A 25,604-nucleotide genomic window follows, 5' to 3' on the forward strand; every position below is an offset into this window, starting at 1 on the left:
ACATAAATTAACTACGTTAACCATAGCCAATCTATTGATCGGCTATGGTTTTTTAATTCTTATAGCGCTAAAAGAAGTTGTCGTTCTATTTGTGGATCTTGTAAGGTGACATGAAATCCGATTAATCGAACACCTCGGCCATTTCGGCGCTCATGCCATGCTTGATAAGCGATATTAATTAAATCGGCTTTTTCTAAAATAGGATGAGTATGCTCTTGTGTCGTTAATTGAAAATCATCAAATTTTAACTTAACACCTTGCCTTGCGATCCTTAGATCTGGCTTAACCTTTGTGAGTCGCTTTTCTAATTCGTTATACAACCCATCAAGTAATACTAAGCAGTCATCCCATGAATTAATATCGCGGGCAAATGTTCGTTCAACACCTACAGATTTTCTAAGTCTATCCGGGTTAATTTCACGCTCATCGATGCCATGGCTGCGCTCCCAAAGGTTTTGTCCAAACTTTCCTAACGCTTTTACCAAGGAAATAACATCCGTACGACGAATATCAGCACAAGTTTCTAGCCCCATCTCTTGCAAGCGAGCAAATGTCACCTTACCTACTCCCGGTATTTTATTAAGCGGTAATTTCAAAATAAAATCATCAACTTGCTCAGGTGTAATAACAAATTGCCCATTAGGCTTATTAATATCAGAAGCAATTTTTGCAAGAAATTTAATCGGTGCAATACCTGCGGATGCGGTGAGATTTAATTCATCAAAAATTTGTTGACGAATTTCTTGAGCCATCAGCGTTGCAGAGCCATGGCAATGCTTACTTTCAGAAACATCAAGATAAGCTTCATCTAGTGAAAGAGGTTCAATAAGATGAGTATAGCGAGAAAATATTTGGCGGATCTTCGCTGACGTTTCTTTATAGAGAGCCATTCTGCCAGGTAATACTTTTAAATGAGGACACAGCTTCAATGCTGTTGCGGTTGACATAGCACTACGGACACCAAAGCGACGTGCAGGATAATTCGCGGTACAAACAACACCTCGGCTAGAGGCATTTCCACCAACCGCAATTGGGATCTCTTTTAGTGCTGGATTATCACGCATTTCAATCGCAGCATAAAAACAATCCATATCAACATGAATAATTTTACGCATACAATTACCTCATCTACTTTACTGTTCAAATATACAGTAAATAAATATTAACTACAATTTTTATTCATTCTTGACTCCCTCTAACGAGGTGTATTTCTCATAAAAATCTGAATTAGTCTGTTTATTTATAGAATTGTCACAAAGTGATGTTAGATTATTTTTGCTTGTTGATTAATTACATTTACTTTAACAATTGTTTTGTAACTACATATAAAAAAAGGAAATAATTTTTCATGATTAAATTATTTATTGCTATTTCTCTCTTTTTTTATTCTGTAATTCTTATGGCATCCCCTAAAATTATCGCGCATCGTGGTGGCACGGCTGATGCCCCAGAAAATACTGAAATTGCTATAAAAACAGCACTCTCTAATCAAGCTGATGCAATTTGGATCACTATTCAATTATCGAAAGATAACATCCCTGTACTTTACCGCCCTAGTGACTTAAAAAGCCTAACTAATGGGCAAGGTATGATTTCTGAATTTACTGCACAGGAACTTAAACAATGGGATGCCGGCTATAAATTTGAAGAAGCACAGCAATACCCTTATCGAAATAAAGGGATCACTATTCCTACCTTAGATGAAATTTTAATTCAATTTCCTACTACTCAATTTTATCTTGATTTAAAATCTCCAGATGCTGATCCCGTAATTCAAGGTGAAGCATTAGCTACAGTTCTCAGTAAACATAATGCACTTGATAGAACCCGCATTTATTCCACTAACACCGCCTTTCTTGAAGCACTACCGACTAATGTAGAGCGTTTTGAAAGTCGTGATATTACTCGTGATATCCTCGCCAATATTACTATGAGTCACGTTTGCTTATTGCCTGAAAACTTAGATATTACCCGCTGGTATGGACTTGAATTACATCGAAAAGTAGAAGTTGTTGAAAAATATACTTTAGGTGAAGCTCGATCATTTTCCGTTCTTAGTTGGGATAAAGATGCAATGTCATGTTTTCGTGCTGGTGGCAATGCCAATATTGTTCTTTTTGGTATCAATACCGAAAAAGATTATATTCAGGCTACCGAATTAGGCGCTGATGCCGTTATGGTTGACTCTCCGGCTAAAATGAAAATATTTAGGAAAGAGTAAATAAGTCTATTTAGGCTTTCACTTTTATATTCACTTTATTCTCTTCTACACTTAATTATGTCATCCGATAGAAATAAGTAAGGAGGAATAAAATGTTAAACAATAAAATTTCTGGTGATTGGAATTTATTCAAAGGAAAAGTAAAAGAAAAATGGGGAAAGATCACCCATGATGAACTTGATATTATCGAAGGTACACGAGAGCAATTAATTGGTAAGCTTCAAGAACATTATGATTATTCCTACGAAGAAGCCAAAAAAGAAGTTTTAGAATGGGAAGGACAAAACCCTTATCCATGGAAGTGAACCTTTATCACAAGAGTTCACTTTTTATTATCTAACTTCTATTCTATTAAAAATTTTTTAGAATGAATGAAATAAAAAAGAGTGATGGTAATTAAAACCCATCACTCTTTTTTTATCTAAATATATTTTTTATTATTAAAGAATTCGATTCTTTTTCAGTAGTTCTTCTCGTGCGGACTCTTTTGCCATACGTTTTTTACGTGCATCACAAGGTTCAGGGCAATCACACTCTTTTTCTATACCCATAGCCCCTAAACCACCGCAACTACCTTGAAGGCTTTTACGCTTTACAATATATCCTAACGCCATTCCAAAGAAGGCAATCAAGAATAAGATGAAGGCAAAAAGAAATATTTTTAACATAACCTTCTCTCCTTAAATTCTATTTTTTCAAGAACGGGGCGAACGCTTTACTATAACGCTCTTCAAACCCATTTTCAGTTTTCACTATCATAAAAACAGGAATATTGAGTTCATTTGCTACTTCTAACCCTTTTTCAGGCCCTAAAACATTCAATCCTGTAGAAAGTCCATCAGCACTCATGCAGGTGGGTACAATCACAGTAATAGAAACAAGATTATGTTTAATAGGATGGCCTGTAGTTGGGTCAATTGTATGAGAAAAACGGACACCGTTTTCTTCAAAGTAATTACGGTAATCACCTGAAGTTGCAATTGAATTATCACCCGGTTCAATAATTAACTGAACACTCTGTTTTGTACCATCATTAGCTGGTTTCTCAATCGCGATACGCCAAAGCTTGTCATTACCATTTACGCCTTGTGTTCTTACTTCACCACCAATATCAACCATATAGTTAGTGATATTCTGTGATATTAAATACTCAGCAACAGCATCAACACCATAGCCTTTAGCAATAGAAGAGAGATCGACATAAAGTTCAGGGATCTTCTTGATCAGTGTATTTCCTTCAACAGCTAGATAATCAATACCAATCCACTGTTTACGCTTTGCTAATTCATCTTCAGAAGGTTGGTGAGTAAATCGACCTTCTGGGCCAAACCCCCACAAATTTACTAACGGCCCAACTGTCACATCTAAAGCGCCGTCTGTGATTTTATTAATACGAATGGCTTCACTCACTACTTTAGCAGTAGCAGGTGAAACTGGAAATGGTGTATTAATTTCACGGCTTTGATTGAAACGACTCAATTCAGAATGAGGACGATATGTTGACATTTGATCGTTAACTTCTTCAAGAATACGATCGATCTCTGTTTGTAAGACGTTTTGTGGAGGTGAATTACTATCAGGGACATATTTAATCGAGTAATAAGTTCCCATTGTTTCGCCTTCTAATACCTGCTGTTTTTCACCACATGCAGACAGTAGAACTAAAGCAGACAGCATCACTATCCAATTTATCATCTTTCTTTTTAACATAACTCTCTCTTCTGATCATGAGCGCCCACATAAGTGGGCGCTTGTCATTTCATTCATTTATGCTTTATGGGAGGTTATGATCAACCGCCAAAGTCATCCAGCATAATGTTTTCATCTTCAACGCCTAAATCTTTGAGCATTTTAATAACAGCTGCGTTCATTACTGGCGGTCCACACATATAGAATTCACAATCTTCTGGTGCTGGATGATTTTTGAGGTAATTCTCAAACAACACATTGTGAATAAATCCTGTATATCCCGTCCAGTTATCTTCAGGTAAGGCATCTGAAAGTGCGACATTCCATGTGAAGTTTTCGTTTTCTTTTGCAAGCATATCGAAGTCTTCAGTGTAGAACATTTCACGCACAGAACGAGCACCATACCAGAAGCTAATTTTACGTTTAGAATGTAAGCGCTTTAACTGATCAAAAATGTGTGAGCGCATTGGTGCCATACCTGCACCACCACCAATGAAGATCATCTCTGCATCAGTTTCTTTAGCGAAGAATTCACCAAATGGCCCTGAAATTGTCACTTTATCGCCTGGCTTTAATGACCAAATGTACGATGACATTATGCCTGGTGGCACATCAGGATTACGTGGCGGTGGTGTTGCAATACGCACGTTTAACATGATGATGCCATGCTCTTCAGGGTAGTTTGCCATTGAGTAAGCACGTACTGTGGTTTCTTTTACATCAGAAACGTAACGGAACAAATTAAATTTATCCCAGTCTTCACGATACTCTTCTGGTACATCAAAATCTTCATAACGAACTGTATGAGGTGGACATTCAATCTGAATAAATCCACCAGCGCGGAAAGGTACAACTTCACCTTCAGGAATTTTTAATACTAATTCTTTAATGAAAGTTGCTTTGTTATCGTTTGAGATAACTTCACATTCCCATTTTTTAACACCGAAGATTTCTTCTGGTAATTCTAACTTCAGGTTGTTTTTTACGTTGACCTGACAGGCTAAACGACAACCCTCTTTAGCTTCACGCTTGTTAATATGCGAAAGTTCTGTCGGCAGAATATCACCACCACCCTCTAGTACTTTAACGCGACACTGACCGCAAGAGCCACCGCCACCACAAGCCGATGAAATAAAAATACCTTCGTTTGATAATACGTTTAGTAATTTATCACCTGCTGGTGCATTAAAGCTTTTATCTGGGTCTCCATTGACCTCGACTGAAATATCCCCTGTATTGACCAGTTTTGATTTTGCGAACAAAATCAATGCTGTTAATACCAATACAATCAGGGTAAACATCACGACACCTAGAATAATTATATCCATGAGTTCTTCTCACCCTTTATAGCTGAACACCAGAGAAGGACATGAAACCTAATGCCATCAACCCTGTGGTGACAAAAGTAACGCCTAATCCTTTCATACCTGCCGGTACATCCGCGTACTTCATTTTCTCACGGATAGAAGCCAACAATACGATGGCTAACATCCAACCAATTCCAGAGCCGAAACCATAAACAATAGATTCACTAAAGTTATAGTCACGTTGTGCCATAAATGACACCCCCCCGAAAATGGCGCAGTTAACGGTAATAAGAGGCAAGAAGATCCCTAATGCGTTATACAGCGCAGGGAAATAACGGTCTAAAATCATCTCTAGGATTTGTACCAGTGCCGCTATCACACCAATGAAAGTGATAAAGTTTAAGAAACTTAAATCAACACCTTCCATTAATGCATTATCACGTAACACATAGTTGTAAACCAAGTTATTCAGTGGCACAGAAAGACCTAGAACAACGGTAACAGCGATACCTAATCCAAATGCTGTTTTTACGTTTTTAGATACAGCGAGGAATGTACACATCCCTAAGAAGAACGCTAGCGCCATATTCTCAATAAAAACAGCACGAACAAACAGGCTTATATAATGTTCCATGGCGATTAGTCCTCTTCAACCTGTGCAGGTTTTAATGTACGTAATCCCCAAATTAGCAAGCCAATGATAAAGAATGCACTTGGTGCTAACAGGAATAAACCGTTAGGCTGATACCAGCCACCATTTTGGATAGATTCCATTACGGTAATGCCAAATAATTTACCAGAACCAAAAAGCTCACGTAAAAATCCGACAAGGATCAAGATAGCGCCATACCCTAAACCATTACCAATACCATCCATAAAGCTTTCAATCGGTGGTGATTTCATTGCATAAGCTTCTGCTCGCCCCATAACAATACAGTTAGTAATGATAAGGCCAACGAAAACAGAAAGTTGCTTAGATATTTCATACGCATAAGCTTGTAGAATTTGGTCAACAACGATAACTAATGAAGCAATAATCGCCATTTGAACAATAATACGAACGCTACTTGGTATGTAATTACGAATTAGTGAAATAAAGAAGCTTGAGAATGCAGTAACTAGTGTTACAGCAATTGTCATCACTAATGCGGTTTCAAGTTTTGTTGTTACAGCCAATGCAGAACACACACCCAATACCTGTAAGGCAATAGGGTTGTTATCTAACAATGGCCCAAGTAAAACGCGTTTAATTTCTTTTGTATCAGCCATTGATTTCTCCTTCACGAACTTTTTTCAGGAATGGGCCGAAACCTTTTTCACCTAACCAGAAATCGAACATATGCTGGATACCATTTGAGGTTAGTGTCGCACCAGAAAGTCCATCAATACCATAAGGATTGCCAGAAGCAGCCCCACTACGCACAATCTTGATAGCAGGTACGCCTTCTTCATTGATTAGACGCTTACCTTTCCATTGTGCTTTCCATTGCGGATTGTCAACCTCACCCCCTAAGCCAGGGGTTTCACCATGAGCATAATAAGTAATACCTTTAGAGGTTACACCATCAATATCAACCGCTATAAAGGCATACATCACAGACCATAAGCCTGAACCATAGACAGGTAGCACGACTTCTGTTGTTTTACCTTGCTCATCGAGGACAAAATACACTTCTGCTGTATTTGAACGTCGACGAATTTTGGCCAAATCATCTGCCGGTGATAATACAATTGAAGTATCGTCACTGCGTAATGCAGCATTTAAATCAAAATTGCCTTTACTGTCAGTCAGTTCACCTGTCTGAAAATTAACAATTTTTGCTTTAATACGAGTGTCATACACTTTCAGTACATCTGTTGCGCTCATTTTAGGTACAAGTAACCCTGCAACATCAAGAATATTACGTTGTTTATCAAGAAGTTTTTGTTCTTCTTGTTTAGACTTCAGTCCAACCGCGGCTCCTGCTACTACGACGGAACACACAAGACACAGAATAAATACAACGAGAAACGTTCTTGCGACGCTATCTTTGTTTTTCTCTTTAGCCACGAGCTTTTCTCCGCTTAATATTCGCCTGAACAACCACATAATCGAACAGTGGTGCAAATAAGTTTGCGAATAAGATTGCCAGCATCATTCCTTCTGGGTAAGCCGGATTGACGACACGAATAAGCACAGCCATTACGCCAATCAAAATACCGTAAGCCCATTTACCTTTATCAGTAAATGAAGCAGATACTGGATCTGTTGCCATAAACATCATACCAAACGCAAAACCACCTAAAACAAGGTGCCAGTGCCAAGGCATTGAGAAGAGAGGATTGGTATCTGAACCGATAAAGTTAAACAGATATGACATCACGATCATGCCTACCATTACCCCTGCAACAATACGCCATGAAGCGATACGAGCAAAGACAATGACAGCACCACCAATTAAGATCATCAGTGTTGAAACTTCACCAATCGAACCTGGAATATATCCCAGGAAAGCATCCATCCAAGAGATAGGTTGTTGGGTAACTGTATTTAATAATGCACTTTCGCCTGATATAGACCATTGTGACAATGGTGTTGCACCCGAGAAACCATCAGCAGCAGTCCAAACCAGATCACCTGAGATTTGGGCAGGATAAGCAAAGAACAGGAATGCACGGCCTGCTAATGCAGGGTTCAAGAAGTTACGGCCGGTACCACCAAAAATTTCTTTCGCGATAACAACACCAAACGTAATACCTAGTGCGGCCTGCCAAAGTGGTAGTGTTGGAGGTACAATCAAGGCAAACAGAATGGATGTAACAAAGAAACCTTCGTTAATTTCATGTCCACGAATGAAAGCAAAAAGTACTTCCCAAAATCCACCAACTGCAAAAACAACAAGATAAATAGGTAAAAAGTAAGTTGCACCAAGTAGCATCTTACTTCCCCAACCTGCATCTGTTGTTAATGATGCACCAAGGTATTGCGCAAGGCGATAATGCCAGTCTGAAGCAATGATTTGCTGTAATTCTACACCACTATATAACTGATTTAGTGCAGGGATCGCTTGGTGGCCGACATTATACATTCCCCAAAACATTGCTGGGAAAACGGCTAACCAAACCAAAATCATCATGCGTTTTAGATCGATAGTGTCACGAACATGTCCACCATTACTCGTTACTGTGCCCGGTGTATAAAACACCGTGGTCACAGCTTCATAAAGTACATACCATTTTGCTAATTTGCCACCGGGCTCAAAATGGTGCTCTACTTTTTCAAATAAATTTTTCAAACCCATGAGTTACCCTTCCTGCTCAATTTTGGTCAATACTTGGCGCAGTGCTGGGCCATACTCATATTTGCTTGGGCAAACATAAGTACATAATCCCAAATCTTCCTCATCCAATTCTAAACAACCTAATGCTTGCGAACTGTCTGTATCACCGACAACTAAATCACGTAATAAATGCGTTGCCATAATGTCTAACGGCATAACGCGCTCATAGTTACCAATTGGTACCATTGAACGTTCGCCACCATTCATTGTGGTTGTGAAAGCAAAGCGTTTATTTTTTAAGAAGTGACCGATAGTTGTACGAGTGATAGAAAATTTATCGCTACCCGGCATACCCCAACCAAATAATTCTTTATCACGACCTTCTCGTAATACAGAAACTTGATTATGGAAACGACCTAAATAGTGATGAGCCTCATCAGATTTCCATCCCCATAATACAGAGCCAGAAATAATGCGGTTTTCATCATCAACTAATTGATCTTTAGTTAACTCATAGAGATCAGCCCCTAAACGAGTACGCACTAAACGAGGTGCTTTTACTTGAGGGCCAGCTAATGCAACAACACGTTCAGTATATAAAGAACCTGTTGTAAACAAGTAACCAATAGCAATCACATCTTGGTAATTTAAATGCCAGACCATTTTCTTAGCACTGACAGGTTCTAAGAAATGGATATGAGTGCCTACCAACCCTGCTGGATGAGGACCAACAAATTGGTTGTAGCTAATTTGTCCGTCATTTAATTTTGCTGGTGATTTTTCGCCATGACAAACATAGACCTTTCCTTCGGTTAATCTTGTTAAAACGACAAGGCCATCATTAAATGCCTTCTCATTTTGCTTAATTATAACCATGGGATCGGCCGCAAGTGGATTGGTATCCATTGCAGAGACAAAAATGGCAACAGGTGTTGTACCTAAATGCGGAGTACGACTGTAAGGACGAGTCCTTAACGCAGTCCACATGCCAGAATTAACAAGATTGTTTTCAACCTGTTCACGGGTCAAATCTGACAACGCAGCACTATCATAGCGGTTGAAGGTGATTTCTTCGTTGCCATCAATTTCAATAACGATAGATTGGAACACACGGCGTTCACCGCGGTTAATTTCAACGACTTTACCACAAGCTGGGCTGGTGAAAACAACACCGGCATTCTTTTTATCTTCAAAAAGAATTTGCCCTTTTTTTACATGCTCACCTTCCGAAACCATCATAGAAGGACGCATACCGACATATTCTTCGCCTAGCAATGCTACGCGTCGAATCGCGGGTCCGTCTTCTATCACTTGGGCAGGCGCTCCTGCAATTGGGAGGTCGAGTCCTTTTTTAATTTTAATCATAAGATTTGCACAAGTTTATCAGTTAAACCCTAAGCTACAAATTCACCCCGAAAATGTAGCGACTCTGTAATAAAAACATCTTAAGGTGTTTTTGAACCTTAAGTTATTTATCTCCGATAATTGTTACTATTTTCTCTTATTCTGCCGACCTGAATTTTATCATCTCAGCCTAAACCTGTCTGACTATTCGAGTGATTTAGCTCAAGCAAATGGGAATATTATTTTGACTGAAACGTTAACAACTCGTATAAACCGAATTAAAATATCACCTTTCTCGACGATCGCTTAAATTTCACACAGAATATTTTGTAATAGAAAAGAAACCATCTTGGATTTTAATTTACAAATTTATTGCTTCATAGCAATCTACGATCTACTTTATCAACAAATTTTAAGCTATTTTTCTGATAAAACCATGACCAGTCACGCAAAACAACTAATCAGTTTTTTAACATTAATGTTAACTTCTTTATTAGTTAACGCTGAAAACAGTTCAAGATTTCTAATGGAACCTGTTAAAAAAAATACAGGACGACCTATCTATATTCAGATTTTCAAAGAAGAAAGCTTACTTGAACTTTATACAGAAAAATTAGATGGGCAATTAGAAAAAGTACGTACTTACCCCATTTGTAGCTATTCTGGTGGATTAGGCCCTAAAAAATTTCAAGGTGATTTAAAAAGCCCAGAAGGTTTTTATCAGGTTAATTTTGCACAATTAAATCCGAATAGTCGATTTTACCGAGCTATCAATCTAGGATTTCCTAATCAATACGATAAATCAAAAGGATACACCGGGGATTTTTTAATGATCCATGGAGCATGTAAATCGGTTGGTTGTTATGCAATGACAGATTCAGTTATGGATGAAATTTATCAGTATGCTGAATTAGCCCTGAAAAATGGGCAATCAGTGATCAACATTCATATTTTCCCATTCAAAATGACTAACGAAAATATGAAGAAACATCACTATTCAACAGACATAGGTTTCTGGCAACAACTTAGGCCCGCCTATCAATATGTCGAGGAACGCAAACAGATCCCTTCGGTTACCGTTAAGGATGGACGCTATCTTGTCAATAGCGCCTCAATTACACCTAATCAAACCACCCTTAATTTATCACAAAATAGTGAAAGTAGATGGCTACAGAATACGTACACCACGATCAAATAGCACAAACTCCCCCACAGGGATACGTTGCCACGACTCATTTCCAGTAAGTGGTAATGTTGAAATAACAGAAACAACATCATCTGATTGTGTATGTTGCTGAAAATCAATTTCTACGTCTTGATCAAGTAGTTTTGCTTTTCCAAAAGGTGCTTTTCGCGTGATCCAATGCAAATTTGTTGAACAATATGCCATAACAAATCGCCCATCGGATAACAGCATATTAAAAACCCCTTTTTGCCTTAATTGAGAGGCTAAAGTAGCAATAAAACGAAATACCGCCTGCCAATTAGCAGGTGTTCGTTTATAACGATCTTCAAGTTGATTTAAGATCCAGCAAAATGCTTTTTCACTGTCTGTTTGACCTATAGCTCTAAAACGCCCAGTATCAAGAGATTGATAGCCTTTTAATTGGCCGTTATGCGCATAAGTCCAGTTTTTACCCCATAATTCACGGGTAAAAGGGTGGGTATTTTCTAAAGAGACATTTCCTCGATTCGCCTGACGAATATGAGCAATGACAGCCTCAGATTTAATCGGATACTCTTGAACAAAGCGAGCGACAGGTGAAATGGCACTGGCTTGAGGATCTTTAAATGTGCGACATCCTAGTCCTTCGTAAAAGGTAATTCCCCAACCATCTTTATGAGGCCCTGTTTTGCCCCCTCTTGGAATTAACCCACTTAGACTAAAATTAATATCTGTCGGTACATTTGCACTCATGCCTAATAATTCACACATCGCTCACTCCTTCTTGTCGATGTTTATTGCTTATTTATAGTCATATCGACTTACTTTTCCATTTCTTTTTCAATTAATTGGATAAGAATATGGATAACTTTGATATGAATTTCTTGAATACGATCAGCATAACCAAAATGAGGAACGCGAATTTCAATATCCGCAGTACCGTCCATCTTGCCACCGTCTTTCCCCGTTAGCGTAATGACTTTCATGCCTTTTTCACGCGCAGCACTAATCGCTTTGATGATATTGCCTGAGTTACCTGAAGTCGAAATACCTAGTAGAACATCACCTTCTCTACCTACAGCTTCAACATAACGCGAAAATACATATTCATAGCCAAAATCATTGCTCACACATGAAATATGACTTACATCAGAAATTGCAATGGCAGGATAACCTGGGCGATTTTCACGATAACGCCCTGTCAGCTCTTCAGCAAAATGCATTGCGTCACAGTGAGAACCACCATTACCACAAGATAATACTTTGCCACCAGCTTTAAAAGAATCTGCCAATAATACAGCTGCTTTTTGAATAGCTTCAATGTTTGCATCATCTTGAAGAAAGCGAGAAAGGGTATCTGCTGCTTCTGTTAACTCACCACGGATAAGATCTTGGTACATAGGATTTTTACTCCAGAAAGGGTAATCGAAATTTTCTGTTTCTCAGTGTAACGGATCCGATGTCATGAAAGAAGATACCCATTACCGACAAATGCTAACTTCTCTCATTTACGAATAATTTGTGAGCTATATTGTAATTAGAATGTAAATATATTGATAAAAGTTAGTGACTAGATTAGATCTAAATAACAAACAACAGGTCTGACCTCCGATCTCTTGCTAACTACAGGAGTTTATTATGACACTACTCAGTATTGCACTTTTCATTATTCTTATTGGCATACTTAGTTATCGCAAATTTGGTATTGTGGTAAGTAGCCTTGTTCTCATTGCTTATACTTTTGTAATGGGTCTTGTTAATATTTGGAGTTACTGGCTACTCCTTCCCGTTGCATTGGTTTTATTACCCTTTACACTTCCGTCTATTCGTAAAGCCTATATTTCTGCTCCTGCACTTAAAGCATTTCAAAAAGTCATGCCTTCTATGTCTAAAACAGAACAAGAAGCCATTGATGCAGGTACAACATGGTGGGAAGGTGAGCTTTTCCGTGGTGCTCCTGATTGGAAGCAACTGCATAATTATCCCAAACCACAACTCACTACTGAAGAGCAAGCGTTCCTTGATGGTCCAGTAGAAGAAGTTTGTCGTATGACAAATGACTTTGAAATCACTCATGAATTAGCTGATTTACCACCTGAAATCTGGCAGTACCTGAAAGATAATCGCTTCTTTGCGATGATCATTAAAAAGGAATATGGTGGATTAGAGTTTTCTGCCTATGCTCAATCTCGTGTATTGCAAAAATTGGCTGGAGTATCAGGTATTTTAGCCATCACAGTTGGTGTACCTAACTCTTTAGGCCCCGGTGAACTTCTTCAACACTATGGTACTGATGAGCAGAAAAAACGCTATTTACCCGGTTTAGCCAAGGGAGATGAAATTCCTTGCTTTGCTTTAACCAGTCCTGAAGCTGGTTCTGATGCAGGTGCGATCCCAGACAGTGGTGTCGTTTGCATGGGAGAATGGCAAGGAGAGCAAATATTAGGTATTCGCTTAACTTGGAATAAGCGCTATATCACCCTTGCACCTATCGCAACCGTATTAGGGCTAGCGTTTAAATTGCGTGATCCTGAACATCTTTTAAGTAACGATGAAAACCCTGGTATTACCTGTGCATTAATTCCAACCGATGTAAAAGGGGTTGAAATTGGCCATCGCCATTTCCCATTAAACGTTCCGTTTATGAATGGGCCTACTCGCGGTAAAGATGTTTTTGTTCCTATTGATTATATTATTGGTGGGCCAAAAATGGCAGGGCAAGGTTGGAGAATGCTGGTGGAGTGCCTTTCTGTTGGTCGTGGAATTACTCTACCTTCAAACTCTACGGGTGGATTAAAAAGTGTAGCGATGGCAACCGGCGCTTATTCTCGAGTCCGCCGTCAGTTCAAAATTCCTATTGGTAAAATGGAAGGTATTGAAGAGCCATTAGCGCGTCTGGCTGGTAATGCTTATCTTTTAGATGCGGCAGCAACCTTAATTACCACAGGTATTATGTTAGGGGAAAAACCTGCCGTTTTATCTGCTATCGTCAAATATCATTGTACACATAGAGCACAGCGTGGCGTTATTGATGCAATGGATATTGTTGGTGGTAAAGGGATCTGCCTTGGAACTTCAAATTTTGTTGCCCGTTCTTATCAAGGTTCACCTATTGCGATCACCGTTGAAGGTGCCAATATTTTAACGCGTAGCATGATCATTTATGGTCAAGGTGCTATTCGTTGCCACCCTTATGTGTTAGATGAAATTGCCGCAGCACGTGACAGCAATCTACATGATTTTGACCGAGCTTTGTTTGGCCATATCGGGCATGTTGCAAGTAACACCTTACGAAGCATTTGGTTAGGTATCACTAATGGTCGTTTAAGTGCATCACCAACCAATGATGAAACTCGTCGTTACTATCAGCAAATTAACCGTCTTAGTGCCAATATGGCTTTATTATCTGATGTTTCAATGGGTGTTTTAGGTGGAAGTTTAAAACGCCGTGAGCGTATCTCTGCTCGTTTGGGTGATATTTTAAGTCATATCTTCCTCGCTTCTGCTGCCTTAAAACGCTATGAGGATGAAGGCCGTCATACTGCCGATTTGCCATTAGTGCATTGGAGTGTGAAAGAGTGTCTATACCAAGCTGAAAATGCAATTGATGAACTGTTACGTAATTTCCCAAGTCGGATGATTGCAGGTACTATGCGCGCTATTATTTTCCCTCTTGGCAAAGCGCAAAAACTACCATCCGATAAACTAGACAGTAAAGTAGCTCAAATTATTCAGCAACCATCTGAGACTCGCGATCGTATTGGTAGAGGTCAATTCCTAACACCTTGTAAACACAATCCACATGGCTTAATGGAAGAAGCGTTGCTTGATATTCTGGCAGCAGAACCCATTTTCGACCGAATTTGCCGCCTCTACGAGAAAAAATTCAGTTTTACTCAATTAGATAAGTTAGCAGATAAAGCGTTAGCGGATAAACGAGTGACTCCAGAAGAAGCTGATATTTTACGTAAAGCTGAACAAAGTCGTTTACGTAGTATCAATGTTGATGAGTTTGACTTTGATGCGCTGGCGGTGCCCGCAAAAAAGTCTAAAGCGAGTGATACCAAAACAGATAAAGCAGCCTAGTTAATTTATATAAGGGCAAATCACCCGCCCAATAAAACAAAACACCTCATCACTAAATGAACTGGGGTCAGTTCATAACAAGTCATGAGGTGTTTTAATTTCAATAAAAGTAAGATTAATAAAAAGGATTAGCTAGAGATTTAACTCCAACGCTAATAATTCTTCTATGGTTTGACGGCGTCGAATTAATTGAGAAGTCCCTTTTGTTATTAATACTTCAGGAATAAGAGGACGACTATTATAATTAGATGACATTGAAGCACCATAAGCTCCTGTATCATGAATAATTATGTAATCACCCACTTGAGCTTGAGGTAATAAACGAGGGATAACAGTGCCACCTTCCTGCTGAGTAAAAACATCTCCTGATTCACAAAGCGGGCCTGCAACAATAGTTTCTTGTAATTCTGTTATTGGCTTTATTTGCCCATGATTATCTAAAACTGAAATTTGATGATAACTACCATACATCGCAGGACGCATTAAATCACTAAATCCAGCATCCACCAGCACATAGTGACGACTCCCCATCGATTTAACCGCCCTCACTTGAGAAACTAATACACCAGACTCAGCCACTAAGAAACGCCCAGGCTCGATTTCAAGCTCAATATCATGACCAAGATGTTGTGCAATACGTTGGCGTGCTTTATCCCACAACGAAAAATAGTGGGTTAAATCGACCGTAGCATCACCTTCTTGATATGGCGTTGATAATCCCCCACCTGCTGAAATAGCATTAATATCAACTTTAGAGGTAAGCACTTGCTCTACCATTGCATCACATACACTAGCGAGATGTTGATAATCAACACCAGAACCAATATGCATATGAAAACCAACCAAACTTAATTTATATTGGCGGATGACCGCTAACGCTTCGGGAACATCATCGAACCAAATGCCATGTTTACTATTTTCACCACCTGTATTGGTTTTTTGGCTATGTCCGTGACCAAATCCGGGGTTAACTCTTATCCAAACGGCATGCCCTTGATTGCGCTCACCTAATTGACGAAGCATATCAATAGAACCGGCATTAACAGGAATATCTAACTCAACAACACGCTCAAGGGTTTTTTCATCAAGTAAATCAGCTGTAAAGACAATCTCACTTTTTTCTCTACCACCTTGATAACCCGCCACTAAAGCACGTTCGATTTCACCTAATGAAACTGAGTCTACTTTTACACCCTGTGCTTTCATTAAACGTAAGATATGAATATTTGAGCAAGCCTTTTGAGCAAATCGAACCACATCAAACGATTTTAGTTGAGCAATACGTTCAGATATTGTATCGCCTTGATAGATCCATAATGGCGTCCCATACGTTTGCGCGAGTTGATATTGAGCCATAGTGATTGATGTTGTCATAATATTTACTCATAAAAGTCACTGGTGAATAAATAATTATTAATTAACTTAGAAAGGAATAAAAATATCAAATAAGCTACACTCTATTCATTTTTGATATAGGAATAATAAATGAAAGCTCCTTTTAACTGGCGACATATTGAAATATTTCATGCTGTAATGACGACACAAAATCTCACTGAAGCTGCTGAATTACTGAAAACCTCACAACCTACTGTAAGTCGAGAGTTATCACGTCTTGAGCATCTATTATCATTTAAGTTATTTGACAGGATAAAAGGCCGACTCCAGCCCACGGCGGAAGGATTACGCTTTTTTGAAGAAGTACAACGCTCTTACTATGGTTTAGATAGGATCATAAATGTTGCTGAAAGTATTCGTCATTTTCGACAAGCCGAACTAAATATCACTTGTTTACCTGCATTCGCTCAATCATTGCTACCTTCTATTTGTCGTCAATTTATTGATCAACATCCCGATGTCAATTTAACCATCGTCCCTCAAGAATCGCCATTGTTAGAAGAGTGGCTATCTGCTCAACATTATGATTTAGGATTAACAGAACACACTCAGACACCCGCAGGAACTCGACAAGAAACACTGTTAACACTCAATGAAGTCGCCGTATTACCTAAATCACATCCATTGTGTCAAAAACCATTGTTACACCCGTCTGATTTTCAGAACGAGCGCTTTATCAGCTTATCTGTTAATGATACTTATCGACAGCTCATTGATGCCGTTTTTATTCAAGAAGGAATAGCGCGACAATTAGTCATGGAAACACAAAGTGCTGCATCTATTTGCGCCATGGTCAGTGAAAATATTGGTATTTCAATTGTTAACCCTATAACTGCTCTTGATTACCTCAATAAAACACTTTGCATTCGCCCTTTAAGCTTTACGATCCCTTTTACTATAAGCTTAATTTGTCCTTCACATCGTCCATCATCACAACTAGTTTCCTATTTTATTGATGTAATGAAAAACACATTAGCGGATTACCCTACACGCTTAAAGCTCGCTTTTACCCGATAAGCCAAGCCAATGCGGAGAGGATGTAAACCACTCAACAAGAAAATCGAGCAATACACGTACTGCTACTGGCATATTTTGCCGACTTGCTAAAACGGCATAAATCCCCATAGGTTGAGCTTGATAATCAGCTAAAACGTGTTCTAGCTCTCCACTTTCAAGATAAGGTTTTGCTGAATAATAAGGCTGTAATGATATCCCTGCACCTTTTAACGTTGCTTGCAATAACACAACAGATTCATTGGCACTCAAATTACCGCCAACAGGTACAGAATAACGTTCATTATCTAAATTAAATTCCCACAAACTACGACCAAAAAAACGATAGGTTAAACACTGATGTTGAGCGAGATCATCCGGTGTTTTCGGTATCCCTTTTTTTACTAAATAATCTTTATGAGCACACACCACAGAAAGGCATGTTGCCAGTGGTCGCGCAATTAAATTAGGCTCAAGATGATTAGTAATACGCAAAGCAATATCAATGCGTTCTTCTACCAAATTAACCGTTTGATTAGTAATTTGTAAATCGACGGCAATTAAAGGGTAACATTGCATAAATTCACAGATAGCCACAGATAAAATGCTATTTGCTAATGATTGTGAACTGGTAATACGAACAAGCCCACTAATTTGATGGCGCTCTTTAGGAATATTAGCGGGGATACGTTCTGCCATTTCTAATAATTGTAAGCTTTGTTCATAAACCATCTCACCAACAGATGTTAAGCTCTGTTTGCGTGTCGTTCTATGCAATAAACGAACACCCGCCCATTCCTCCATTTCATTTAAATAGCGAGTTACCATGGCTCTAGACATACCTAGATAATCAGCAGCTTTTATCATGCTACCTTGCTTCACAATGGTCACAAAAACTTCTGATGATTTTATTTTATCCATTTTATTTGCTCGATTTATGCAACAATTAATTGCCTGAAATGGGGTTTTTCTCTTGTTTTATGCAACCTATTATAGTCAGCAACAACATTATGGAGAAAACAAAAGATGAAAAAATTACTTCCTTTAACACTTGCAACAACCGCCTTCTTCGCAACTTCAGCACTAGCTACTGAATTAACATTAGATATTTATAATCCAGGAGAGGCGAGTGTTTTCCCTGTTTCTTCTGAAATTATCTATGGTGATAAAGACGCTGTTTTAATTGATGCACAATTTCAAAAAAATGATGCACAAGCCTTAGTTAATAAGATCAAGGCTTCTGGAAAAAACCTGACTTATATCTATATCAGCCATTCAGATCCTGATTTTTATTTTGGGTTAGATGTTATTACTGATGCGTTTCCAAATGCTAAAGTGATTGCAACTGCACCCACAATTAATGCCATCAACGAAACCCAAGCGGGAAAACTTACTTACTGGGGACCCGTACTTAAAGAAAATGCCCCTAAAAAAATCATCATTCCTGAAGTGGTAACGGGCGATAGTTTTTCTATTGAAGGAGAGACTATTTCTATCAAAGGATTAGATAGCCAATCTCCAGATAGAACATATCTTTATGTACCAAAACTGAATGCAGTAATGGGGGGTGTTTTAGTTTCTGAAAATATTCATGTTTGGTTAGCTGATAGTCAAACTGTCGCAGAGCGCCAACACTGGGTTAACGCATTGCAACAAATAAAATCACTCTCACCAAAAACCGTTATTCCTGGTCATTATTTACCTAAAGCAACATATAGCCTACAAGCAGTTGACTTTACGATGAATTACCTAATTGAGGCTGAGAAAAATCTTGAAAAGACAAAAAATTCAGATGAATTTATTGCAGTAATGGAAAAAACTCATCAGAATTTAGCAGATAAATCAAGCCTAGAGCTTAGTGCAAAGGTACTTAAAGGAGAGATGCAATGGCCTCAGTAACAAGCAGTACAGGTAATACTCAAAGTACTAAAATATTGCACTATGTTTATGATCCTCTTTGTGGGTGGTGTTACGGTATTGCCCCTCTTATTGAAGTAGTGAGTAATATATTTCCAGATGCTATCAAGTTACATGGTGGTGGTTTGTTTACACCAGCAAGAGCCGTAACCGGTGGTCAATCATGGAAAGAACACGTCACACCTATTGATGAGCGTATTAGCCAGTTATCAGGTCAAATTTTTAGTCATGCATACCGTGACGCTCTTGGTAACACAGAAATGGTACTAAACTCTCTGTTACCTATTTCAGCCGTTCTTGTGGCTCAAATAATGGGAAAACGTGACATTTATTTATTAAAAGCATTACAAGAAGCCTATTACCTTGATGGTTTAAATATCAGTGATAAAAACACACTGTTATTTATTGTAAAAAAGCTAGGCTTTGATGTTGAACAGTTTGCATCTTTACTGTCTGAAATTAGTGAAGTACAAATTCAACAACATTTAAGTCAAACACAGCAATTAATGGGCCAAGTTAATGGCCGTGGTTTTCCGACATTATTTATTGAAGATGCTCAAGGTTATCACCTGATACCCGTTGAAAAATATTTAGGTGATACAAAACGTTGGCAACAATTTATAACAGAAAATCTATAATCGTCTTTACAGTGTGCTGATTTATTTCTTTATTTCTGCACACTATCTTCTTTATTCAAGACATTACCCATTCTAAATATTGTAAATGTAAAATTATCAATAAACTAAAAATAGAAACTAAGCACCATTAGTGTCGAAAAAGATAAACAAGAGCCAAATGCGACCTTGTTTGAATATTCTTTTGTGGTTATTAATACCATGCAATACACACAAAACCCCAACAAAGAAGCACCTAAAAGAATATAAGGTAATTTTTCAAATCCACACCATGCGCCAATTGCACCAAACAATTTCACATCACCAAAACCCAATACACATTTTTGATAAATAAAATATCCCCATAGGTAAACACTATAAAAAATCCCTGTCCCGATTAAAAAACCATAAAAAGCATGATGAAAAGAGACTAGGCCATATTCAGTGTAATTTATTGATAATCCTAAAAACAATAACCAAAACGTTAAGACATTAGGCAACAAAAAATAGTCTGCATCAAAAATAGAAAGCGTTAATAAATAAAAAGTTAATATTGAAAATATTATCAATAAAGACAATGAGTTAATAGAACTCACCCAATAAAAAAAAATAACAAAATAACTAAAAATGAGCTGATAACGCCGAGATTTAGGTAATAAAGATAATAATGAATAAAATGTACAATATTTAATTGGCATAAAAAAATAGCTAAGAAAGGAAAACAAGAAACTACCCTTCAATAAAAAATAAATAAAATTCATAAATATCAACCCATTACTTATCACCACCTCTGTTAATTAACTGTATAAGAGAATAAATGGAATACCGAGAATTTCTTTTATTATTCCTCTGAAAACATGAAATTTTGCGACAAAACTCGCAAGAAAATTCACGCTATAATAACGACAAAAGCAAAGTGATAACTTGCATGCCATAATGTCATGCGTATGATGCATATCACATATTTTATTTATTACGGTTAACCATCTTTTACGTAAGGGTTTCACGTTATGCGTATTCCTCGCATTTATCATCCAGAACCACTCACAGCAGGCACTCAAACAGCATTAGATGACGAAGCATCTAATCATGTTGGACGTGTATTAAGAATGTCTACAGGACAAAAATTGGCACTGTTTGATGGTTCAAATCAGGTGTTTGATGCTGAAATCATTGAAAGCACAAAAAAGTCAGTCACAGTGCAAGTAAATGAAGGTATTGTTGATGATAAAGAATCCCCTCTCGATCTCCATTTAGGGCAAGTATTGTCACGAGGCGAGAAAATGGAGTTTACTATTCAAAAATCAGTGGAGTTAGGTGTAAATACGATTACGCCACTGATCTCAGAACGCTGTGGTGTTAAACTAGATCCAAGCCGTTTAGAGAAAAAACATCAACAATGGCAAAAAATTATTATCTCGGCATGTGAACAGTGTGGTAGAAATACGCTTCCACAATTGATGCCAGTGATGTCATTAGAAGAATGGTGCGCTCAAAATGATGATAGTTTAAAACTCAATTTACACCCTAGAGCAAACCAAAGTATTAATACCTTACCCTTACCTGTTAAAAAAGTGCGCTTATTGATTGGCCCTGAAGGTGGACTTTCCCCTGAAGAAATCGCCATGACAGCAGAGCACCATTTTACTGATATTTTATTAGGTCCTCGTGTATTAAGAACTGAAACAACAGCGCTCACCGCAATCACCGCTTTGCAGGTTCGGTTTGGCGATCTGGGATAAAGGAGAAGTAATGATTAAATTAGGTATTGTGATGGATCCAATTTCATCCATCAAAATCAAAAAAGACACCAGCTTTGCCATGCTATTAGAAGCACAGCGCCGTGGTTGGGAAATTCATTATATGGAAATGAACGATCTTTACCTACACCAAGGTGAAGCTCGCGCTCATACTCGTTTACTCAGCGTAGAAGAAAACCCAGAAAAATGGTTTGAATTTGGCCAAGAGCAGGATATTGCTTTAGGTGAACTTGATACTATTTTAATGCGTAAAGATCCGCCTTTTGATACCGAGTTTATCTACGCAACCTATATTTTAGAACGCGCAGAAGATATGGGAACACTCATCGTTAATAAACCACAAAGCTTACGTGACTGTAATGAAAAACTCTTTACAGCGTGGTTCCCAACATTAACACCAGACACCTTAGTTACTCGTGAAGCTAAACATTTACGTGCTTTTCATGAAAAACACGGTGATGTGATTTTCAAACCATTAGACGGTATGGGTGGCGCATCTATTTTCCGCTTGAAAAAAGACGATCCTAACGTGGGTGTCATTATCGAAACACTTACAGACCATGGTCATCGTTTCTGTATGGCGCAAAACTTTTTACCTGAAATTGTCGATGGTGATAAGCGTATTCTTGTTGTAGACGGCGAACCTGTTCCTTATTGCTTAGCTCGTATTCCTGCGAAAGGAGAAACTCGTGGCAATTTAGCGGCTGGTGGTCGCGGTGAAGCTCGCCCATTAACAGAGAGTGATTGGGCAATTGCACGTCAAGTCGCCCCTATTCTTAAACAAAAAGGCCTTATTTTTGTTGGCTTAGATGTTATTGGCGATCGCTTGACTGAAATTAACGTCACAAGCCCAACTTGTGCCCGTGAAATTGAAGCGGCTTATCCTGATGTGTCTGTAACAGGCATGTTGATGGATGCAATTGAAATACGCTTAAATAAGAAAAACTAACTTTTAATCACTCTCGCTAAAGGGTTTAAAAGTCTGAACCTAGCCCCTACATATAAATAAGTGGTGTACATTAAGAAATACGATGTATAAAAGGGCTAGGTTTTTTACTAAAAATGATCAGGGAACAGTATTACTATTATGAATTTACTTAACCATTTTCTTATTGCTATGCCTTCATTAAGCGATCCGTTATTTGAGCGTTCGGTCGTCTATGTTTGCGAACATAATGAAAACGGTGCGATGGGCTTAATTATTAATAAACCTATCGAAGATATCTCAGTGGAAGGCGTATTAGATCAACTAGAAATTTTTTCAACAGATAGAGACGAAGCGATTAACTTACAAAAACCCGTGATGTCAGGAGGTCCAGTTGCAGAAGAGCATGGTTTCATCTTACATACTCCGGTTTCAGGTTTTAGCTCTAGCATCAAAATCAGTGATAGCACTATGATCACAACATCCAAAGATGTATTAGAAACTTTAGGCACAGCAAGACAACCAGAAAAAACATTGGTTTCTTTAGGTTATTCCAGTTGGGAACAAGGCCAATTAGAAAAAGAAATTTTAGAAAATAGTTGGCTCACAGTTGAAGCATCGTCTCAAATTATTTTTGATACACCTATTGCTGAACGTTGGCATAAAGCCGCTGAATTAATTGGGATTAATATCCACACCATTTCACCTATAGCGGGTCACGCATAATGTCAAACAGAACAGTAATGGGTTTTGATTTTGGCACTAAAAGTATTGGTGTTGCTATTGGTCAAGAAATCACAGGAACCGCTAGACCTTTAACTTCATTTAAAGCCAAAGATGGCATTCCTGATTGGTCTCAGATCGAAAAAGTTATAAAAGAGTGGCAACCTGATTTAGTGATTGTTGGCTTACCTCTTAATATGGATGGCACAGAACAATTAGTCACAATACAAGCAAAAAAATTTGCTAATCGCCTACATGGTCGATTTGGTGTACAAATTGCTTTGCATGATGAACGTCTTAGTACCGTTGAAGCTCGTTCTCACCTTTTTGAGCGTGGTGGCTACCGCTCATTAGATAAGGGCAGTGTGGATGCAACATCTGCCGTTATTATTCTTGAGAGTTGGTTTGAACAACAATGCTAACAAATACCAGTAATACAAAACGACTGGTCTTATTAATCTCGCTCTTAAGCAATCAATCTCGTTGAATTAGTCCTTCATGTTGACGTTGTTGACGACTTAACATGAAGGTTTGCATTCCATATTCACTACCCGTTTGCATTAATGTTGTTACTTGGTGATATTTCCCTTCTCTAATAAGGTGCGAAATGCCCTGTGTAACCTGCATTATTTCAAATAATGCTACTCGCCCACCTTCAGTTGAAGGCACCAGCTCTTGTGAAATTATCGCTCTTAAACTGCATGCTAATTGTGATGAAATCCATTGACGCTCATTACCTACAAATACGTTAGTAACACGTTCAAGTGTTTGTGTTGCGCCTTGAGTATGCAAAGTAGCGAGGACTAAATGCCCTGTTTCGGCTGCGGTTAATGCTAATTTAATGCTTTGTGCATCTCTTAATTCACCTAACACAATAACGTCTGGATCTTGACGTAAAGCACTCTTTATTGCACTTGCGGTATTTTGTACATCGCGTCCAACCTCTCGCTGCTGAACAACACTTTGTTTATTGCTATGTATAAATTCGATAGGATCTTCTAATGTCAAAATATGCTGACGTTGATATTGGTTTAAATGATTGATCATCGCAGCTAATGTCGATGATTTACCACTGCCTGTAGCCCCAGTGACTAAAATAAGTCCATGAGAATAGTTATCTAATAATGTTGAAATTGACTTGGGTACTCGAAGTTTATCTAAAGAGGGTATTTGTGTTTCAATTATTCTTAATACTGCTGAAACACCTTTTTGTTGGCGAAATAAATTAATACGAAGCCGTTGCCCACAAGGCAACGTAAGTGCCGTATCAATCTGCCCTTCATTCTCAAAAATTTGCTTTTGGGTATCACTCAAAAAAGGCCTGAACCACGCAAGTAGACTATCGGAAGTGATAGGTTTACATTGATTTTGTTGATAAAGTATTCCATGGATCCGCAATCTTGGTACATCGCCACAACAAAGATGCAGATCAGAGGCGTTATGCTTTACACTATACGCAATTAAATTTTCCATTTTCATCTTATTATCTCCTGAGTTGCCATGAATACTATTAAACAGAATCTCGTCAATGTCAGGTCTCACATTGACACAGCAGCGCAGAAATGCGGCCGTTCTTCAGAAGAAATAACACTACTTGCAGTGAGTAAAACAAAACCTGCGAGCGACATCGAAAAAGCAATCGCGTGTGGGCAAACTGAATTTGGTGAAAACTATGTCCAAGAAGGCGTTGATAAAATCCATTATTTTGCTGATAACCACGCTTTAGTTTGGCACTTTATCGGCCCTTTACAGTCAAATAAAACACGCCTTGTTGCCGAAAATTTTGATTGGTGCCATACCATTGATAGATTAAAAATCGCTCAAAGATTAAGTGATCAACGCCCTGCTTCATTGCCACCATTAAATGTACTTATTCAAATTAATATTAGTGATGAAAACAGTAAATCAGGTATTAACCTCACTGAACTTGATGGATTAGCGGCACAAATTTCTATTCTTTCAGGCATTAAATTACGTGGGTTAATGGCTATTCCAGCGCCTGAAAGCAATTATGACAAACAAGTTGAAGTGTTAGAAAAAATGCATCTCGCATTTAAGCAATTACAATCCCAATATCCCAACATAGATACATTATCTATGGGAATGACGAGTGATATGGAAGCCGCGATTGCTTGTGGTTCAACACTTGTTCGTATTGGTACAGCAATTTTTGGCGCAAGAGATTACGCGACTAAGTAAAATAGA

At 38.3% G+C, this 25,604-nt stretch carries 27 protein-coding genes; 12 read left to right on the forward strand and 15 right to left on the reverse strand.

The window, feature by feature from the left end; genetic code table 11:
• Positions 1-59 precede the first annotated feature (59 nt).
• The gene (dinB, locus tag JEP40_RS00085; protein WP_198621921.1) at positions 60-1,115 is read right to left on the reverse strand and encodes a DNA polymerase IV; all 1,056 of its coding nucleotides are present in this window, start codon (positions 1,113-1,115) and stop codon (positions 60-62) included.
• Between the two features lie 233 nt (positions 1,116-1,348).
• On the opposite strand from dinB, the gene JEP40_RS00090 reads away from it, so the two are divergent.
• Entirely contained in the window at positions 1,349-2,221 is an 873-nt protein-coding gene (locus tag JEP40_RS00090; protein ID WP_198621922.1) for a glycerophosphodiester phosphodiesterase family protein, read from the forward strand.
• Between the two features lie 92 nt (positions 2,222-2,313).
• The gene (locus JEP40_RS00095; RefSeq protein WP_072070896.1) at positions 2,314-2,526 is read left to right on the forward strand and encodes a CsbD family protein; all 213 of its coding nucleotides are present in this window, start codon (positions 2,314-2,316) and stop codon (positions 2,524-2,526) included.
• 135 nt (positions 2,527-2,661) lie between these two features.
• Here the strand turns inward: JEP40_RS00095 and nqrM are convergent, their stop codons facing one another.
• The 8 genes from nqrM to JEP40_RS00135 form a co-directional block, all read right to left on the reverse strand.
• Positions 2,662-2,889: a (Na+)-NQR maturation NqrM gene (gene nqrM / locus JEP40_RS00100; protein WP_036932601.1), complete on the reverse strand. Its 228-nt coding sequence runs from the start codon at positions 2,887-2,889 to the stop codon at positions 2,662-2,664.
• A 19-nt stretch (positions 2,890-2,908) separates the two neighbouring features.
• A complete protein-coding gene (locus JEP40_RS00105) occupies positions 2,909-3,931 on the reverse strand; it encodes an FAD:protein FMN transferase (RefSeq protein WP_198621923.1) in 1,023 nt (340 codons plus the stop codon).
• A gap of 80 nt (positions 3,932-4,011) precedes the next feature.
• Positions 4,012-5,238: an NADH:ubiquinone reductase (Na(+)-transporting) subunit F gene (nqrF, locus tag JEP40_RS00110; RefSeq protein WP_072070898.1), complete on the reverse strand. Its 1,227-nt coding sequence runs from the start codon at positions 5,236-5,238 to the stop codon at positions 4,012-4,014.
• A gap of 16 nt (positions 5,239-5,254) precedes the next feature.
• The gene (gene nqrE / locus JEP40_RS00115; RefSeq protein ID WP_006534792.1) at positions 5,255-5,851 is read right to left on the reverse strand and encodes an NADH:ubiquinone reductase (Na(+)-transporting) subunit E; all 597 of its coding nucleotides are present in this window, start codon (positions 5,849-5,851) and stop codon (positions 5,255-5,257) included.
• Positions 5,852-5,856: 5 nt separating this feature from the next.
• Positions 5,857-6,486: an NADH:ubiquinone reductase (Na(+)-transporting) subunit D gene (locus tag JEP40_RS00120; protein ID WP_198621924.1), complete on the reverse strand. Its 630-nt coding sequence runs from the start codon at positions 6,484-6,486 to the stop codon at positions 5,857-5,859.
• Positions 6,479-7,267 carry a Na(+)-translocating NADH-quinone reductase subunit C gene (locus tag JEP40_RS00125; protein ID WP_198621925.1) on the reverse strand — a complete coding sequence of 263 codons (789 nt, stop codon included), beginning with the start codon at positions 7,265-7,267 and terminating at the stop codon, positions 6,479-6,481. The genes JEP40_RS00120 and JEP40_RS00125 overlap by 8 nt, the downstream gene beginning before the upstream one ends.
• Positions 7,260-8,498, reverse strand: a complete 1,239-nt coding sequence (locus JEP40_RS00130; protein WP_198621926.1) for an NADH:ubiquinone reductase (Na(+)-transporting) subunit B — start codon at positions 8,496-8,498, stop codon at positions 7,260-7,262. Before JEP40_RS00130 ends, JEP40_RS00125 begins: the two co-directional genes overlap by 8 nt.
• A 3-nt stretch (positions 8,499-8,501) precedes the next feature.
• Positions 8,502-9,842: a Na(+)-translocating NADH-quinone reductase subunit A gene (locus JEP40_RS00135; RefSeq protein ID WP_198621927.1), complete on the reverse strand. Its 1,341-nt coding sequence runs from the start codon at positions 9,840-9,842 to the stop codon at positions 8,502-8,504.
• Positions 9,843-10,257: 415 nt separating this feature from the next.
• Here JEP40_RS00135 and JEP40_RS00140 point away from each other — a divergent pair, with 415 nt between their 5' ends.
• The gene (locus JEP40_RS00140; protein ID WP_198621928.1) at positions 10,258-11,019 is read left to right on the forward strand and encodes a L,D-transpeptidase family protein; all 762 of its coding nucleotides are present in this window, start codon (positions 10,258-10,260) and stop codon (positions 11,017-11,019) included.
• On the opposite strand, the gene JEP40_RS00145 is transcribed toward JEP40_RS00140, so the two are convergent.
• Both JEP40_RS00145 and lpcA read right to left on the reverse strand, forming a co-directional pair.
• Entirely contained in the window at positions 10,990-11,757 is a 768-nt protein-coding gene (locus JEP40_RS00145; protein WP_198621929.1) for a class II glutamine amidotransferase, read from the reverse strand. The genes JEP40_RS00140 and JEP40_RS00145 overlap by 30 nt on opposite strands.
• A 50-nt stretch (positions 11,758-11,807) precedes the next feature.
• Positions 11,808-12,386 carry a D-sedoheptulose 7-phosphate isomerase gene (gene lpcA, locus JEP40_RS00150; RefSeq protein ID WP_072070905.1) on the reverse strand — a complete coding sequence of 193 codons (579 nt, stop codon included), beginning with the start codon at positions 12,384-12,386 and terminating at the stop codon, positions 11,808-11,810.
• Between the two features lie 238 nt (positions 12,387-12,624).
• On the opposite strand from lpcA, the gene fadE reads away from it, so the two are divergent.
• Entirely contained in the window at positions 12,625-15,072 is a 2,448-nt protein-coding gene (gene fadE / locus JEP40_RS00155; protein WP_198621930.1) for an acyl-CoA dehydrogenase FadE, read from the forward strand.
• A 132-nt stretch (positions 15,073-15,204) separates the two neighbouring features.
• Here the strand turns inward: fadE and lysA are convergent, their stop codons facing one another.
• Positions 15,205-16,446: a diaminopimelate decarboxylase gene (gene lysA / locus JEP40_RS00160; protein ID WP_198621931.1), complete on the reverse strand. Its 1,242-nt coding sequence runs from the start codon at positions 16,444-16,446 to the stop codon at positions 15,205-15,207.
• 111 nt (positions 16,447-16,557) lie between these two features.
• Between lysA and JEP40_RS00165 the strand changes: the two genes are divergently transcribed.
• The gene (locus JEP40_RS00165; protein ID WP_198621932.1) at positions 16,558-17,484 is read left to right on the forward strand and encodes a LysR family transcriptional regulator; all 927 of its coding nucleotides are present in this window, start codon (positions 16,558-16,560) and stop codon (positions 17,482-17,484) included.
• On the opposite strand, the gene JEP40_RS00170 is transcribed toward JEP40_RS00165, so the two are convergent.
• Entirely contained in the window at positions 17,461-18,381 is a 921-nt protein-coding gene (locus JEP40_RS00170) for a LysR family transcriptional regulator (protein WP_198621933.1), read from the reverse strand. The two genes, JEP40_RS00165 and JEP40_RS00170, sit on opposite strands and share 24 nt — an antisense overlap.
• A gap of 105 nt (positions 18,382-18,486) precedes the next feature.
• Between JEP40_RS00170 and JEP40_RS00175 the strand changes: the two genes are divergently transcribed.
• On the forward strand, positions 18,487-19,359 hold the full coding sequence (locus JEP40_RS00175; RefSeq protein WP_198621934.1) for an MBL fold metallo-hydrolase: 873 nt from the start codon (positions 18,487-18,489) through the stop codon (positions 19,357-19,359).
• On the forward strand, positions 19,347-20,015 hold the full coding sequence (locus tag JEP40_RS00180) for a DsbA family protein (RefSeq protein ID WP_198621935.1): 669 nt from the start codon (positions 19,347-19,349) through the stop codon (positions 20,013-20,015). Before JEP40_RS00175 ends, JEP40_RS00180 begins: the two co-directional genes overlap by 13 nt.
• A gap of 104 nt (positions 20,016-20,119) precedes the next feature.
• On the opposite strand, the gene JEP40_RS19020 is transcribed toward JEP40_RS00180, so the two are convergent.
• Positions 20,120-20,752 carry a prepilin peptidase gene (locus JEP40_RS19020; protein ID WP_198621936.1) on the reverse strand — a complete coding sequence of 211 codons (633 nt, stop codon included), beginning with the start codon at positions 20,750-20,752 and terminating at the stop codon, positions 20,120-20,122.
• A gap of 249 nt (positions 20,753-21,001) precedes the next feature.
• On the opposite strand from JEP40_RS19020, the gene rsmE reads away from it, so the two are divergent.
• The 4 genes from rsmE to ruvX all read left to right on the forward strand — a co-directional run bounded on the left by rsmE (position 21,002) and on the right by ruvX (position 23,821).
• Positions 21,002-21,733: a 16S rRNA (uracil(1498)-N(3))-methyltransferase gene (gene rsmE / locus JEP40_RS00190; protein ID WP_198621937.1), complete on the forward strand. Its 732-nt coding sequence runs from the start codon at positions 21,002-21,004 to the stop codon at positions 21,731-21,733.
• Positions 21,734-21,743: 10 nt separating this feature from the next.
• Positions 21,744-22,700, forward strand: coding sequence for a glutathione synthase (gshB, locus tag JEP40_RS00195; RefSeq protein WP_198621938.1), 957 nt, complete (start codon positions 21,744-21,746; stop codon positions 22,698-22,700).
• Between the two features lie 138 nt (positions 22,701-22,838).
• Entirely contained in the window at positions 22,839-23,402 is a 564-nt protein-coding gene (locus tag JEP40_RS00200; RefSeq protein WP_198621939.1) for a YqgE/AlgH family protein, read from the forward strand.
• Positions 23,402-23,821: a Holliday junction resolvase RuvX gene (gene ruvX / locus JEP40_RS00205; protein WP_198621940.1), complete on the forward strand. Its 420-nt coding sequence runs from the start codon at positions 23,402-23,404 to the stop codon at positions 23,819-23,821. The genes JEP40_RS00200 and ruvX overlap by 1 nt, the downstream gene beginning before the upstream one ends.
• Before the next feature lie 52 nt (positions 23,822-23,873).
• On the opposite strand, the gene JEP40_RS00210 is transcribed toward ruvX, so the two are convergent.
• Complete coding sequence (locus JEP40_RS00210) at positions 23,874-24,878, reverse strand: type IV pilus twitching motility protein PilT (protein ID WP_198621941.1); 1,005 nt, start codon at positions 24,876-24,878, stop codon at positions 23,874-23,876.
• A 21-nt stretch (positions 24,879-24,899) separates the two neighbouring features.
• Between JEP40_RS00210 and JEP40_RS00215 the strand changes: the two genes are divergently transcribed.
• Entirely contained in the window at positions 24,900-25,598 is a 699-nt protein-coding gene (locus tag JEP40_RS00215; protein WP_198621942.1) for a YggS family pyridoxal phosphate-dependent enzyme, read from the forward strand.
• Positions 25,599-25,604: the final 6 nt, after the last annotated feature.

The organism is Proteus vulgaris (genome assembly GCF_016239305.1).
Classification (GTDB): Bacteria; Pseudomonadota; Gammaproteobacteria; order Enterobacterales; family Enterobacteriaceae; genus Proteus; species Proteus vulgaris_C.